Source organism: Vibrio sp. 10N.247.310.17 (assembly GCF_041466605.1).
In the GTDB taxonomy this organism is placed as follows: domain Bacteria; phylum Pseudomonadota; class Gammaproteobacteria; order Enterobacterales; family Vibrionaceae; genus Vibrio; species Vibrio tasmaniensis_A.
Window position 1 is genome coordinate 1 of sequence record NZ_JBFSTC010000199.1, and the last position, 2,190, is coordinate 2,190.

Below are 2,190 nucleotides of genomic sequence, written 5' to 3' on the forward strand. Positions count from 1 at the left end.
AGAAGCTGCTTAATAAGCAAGCAAATGATGACAACTACCTTGAAAAACACCGCTTGTCTGTACCTAAAAAGTCATTTTCACGCAAGTGAACTGGGTATTCGTTGTCACCTGTGACTTCATTCGAGTAATAGTAGCTGCCTTTGCGAACTGGAACCGAATGGTCGTCTTTTGCGATTCGGCCTTTGATCTCTTCAAATAACTGTTCTTGTGATGCTTCAGTGTGTTTCAGCACGGCCTCTGCGTACTGGTTTTCTTGCTCAAGATGCTGCAAGATCTCTGGGTCTTGGCGCTCATCATCACGCATCCAGTAATAATCATCGATTCGGGTATCACCATGAATCGTCATTGCATGAGGGACTTTCTTAGCTACGGGAGCTTGGGTTTGATGTGCGATGAGTTGCGATGGAGAGTTGTGGTCCATGGTTGTTATTCCTTGATTGCTGCATCCGGCGACAAGTGCGGCCGATACGGCTAATGTGGTTAAAGCGAAACGCATCTGTATATCCTATTGTGTACCTTACTCGTTTTAATGCCAGCATCCTTTAGTGGTTAGTTTTCTTCAAGTGATGTTATTTATAATTGGATTCTGGATTGGTACTTTCAGCGTAAGTGTCTGTTATTGTTTTCAATAAATCAAAGTAATGGTTAATGGAATCGATGGTAGATGTGAGCTGGGGGAAAACGTGCAATGAAAAAGGGACACACTTTTCAGTCTGTCCCTCTTCGTTGTTTGAGCTGAGGTAGAGTTTACTTTAGATAGCCAATGGCATTTCGTTTGAATGGTCAGGTTTACGATTAACCCAACGTAAACCAAGCATGGCGATGAATGACATTGCAATCATCAAGCAACCGAGCGGCAGTTGGTCTTGAGCTGGGAAGAACGAGGCCAGTAGTGTTGCGATGCCAGCACCTAGGTTTTGCATACCACCCAAAATCGCACCTCCAGTACCTGCGTGGTACGGGAATGGCGAAAGCGCCCCTGTTGTTGCCGCCGGGAATAAGATACCAGCGCCCAAAAAGTAAATCGTAGCACCGCCAATCAAAGTTAATGCTGTTGTTTGACCAAATAGACCTGGTATCAACACCACGGTAGACCCTACCAAGATAGCAACTAGTCCAACATTCAGAGCGCGGCGCTCACTGCTACGTTGTGCGATGTAACTGGATAGGCCAGCACCGACTAAGTAACCTGGAATGGGTAATACAAACAACAAGCTTACTGTGGTTGCAGGCAAGCCAAGTACACCGCCAAGCAATACACCTGCCGCAGCTTCAAATACCGCTACACCTGCAAATGTTGCGACCAATACCAATAAGAAACCTTGGAAACGTTTGTCAGATAGAACGAATTTGTAGCTGTTGGCAACCGATTCATGTTTGCGTCGTTCTTTTGGCAGAGTTTCCATCATGCTCGTCATCATGGTGATCACCACTGCGATACCAAACAGCGCAAGGAACAAGTAGCTAGAACGCCAACCGAAAGCTTCTGTTAAGTACCCACCTAATACAGGAGCCATCAATGGTGAGAAAATCACACACATGCTAATTAAGCTGTTTGCGCGGTGCAGTTCTGCGCCTTCAAAACAGTCGCGAGTCAATGTACGAGACATCGCACCACCACAACCGATGCCCAAACCTTGTATAAAGCTACCTGCTAAAAACCATTCATATTCGTGAGCAAACAATGCCACCAAAGTACCGATGATGTAGATGATCAAACCGACGACGATGATTGGTTTGCGACCTAGGCGATCAGAAAGTGGACCGTATGCAAATTGCGACAGACCATAAGGGATCAGGTAGCACGCCATCACAGCTTGAAGCGAAGATGCTGAAACCAAGAACTCACCTGCCATATGACCGATAGAAGGCACGTACATCGTTTGAGTCATTTGACCCACGGCAGTCAGGATAGCGATTAAAAAGGTAAGTTTCGCTAATGGAAACGTGGCGGACATTTGCGTATCTCTCCAAAAATTAGGACGTAAAAAGCCTTGGCGTTCCATTAAGGAGAGCCAAATAAGTAAAGTAACCTGGGAATCTAGGCGCGAGATATTAGAGATTGAGCGTCTACTTAGCAACCAAAAAGTGTGAAGTTGATCAAGATAAAATTCTATAGCTTGGATTATAAAAACGGCTCTTCTCCGCTTAGATGAGTCTATAAATTAACAATAAAATCAATAAAGCATT

The 2,190-nt window shown here is 45.0% G+C and carries 1 protein-coding gene and 1 pseudogene; both read right to left on the reverse strand.

Annotated features, from left to right (window positions below; genetic code table 11):
- Positions 1–49 precede the first annotated feature (49 nt).
- Positions 50–421, reverse strand: a pseudogene (locus AB6D80_RS24770) (oligopeptidase B); the annotation flags it as partial.
- 331 nt (positions 422–752) lie between these two features.
- Positions 753–1,958 carry a multidrug efflux MFS transporter EmrD gene (gene emrD, locus AB6D80_RS24775; protein ID WP_135380533.1) on the reverse strand — a complete coding sequence of 402 codons (1,206 nt, stop codon included), beginning with the start codon at positions 1,956–1,958 and terminating at the stop codon, positions 753–755.
- Positions 1,959–2,190 lie beyond the last annotated feature (232 nt).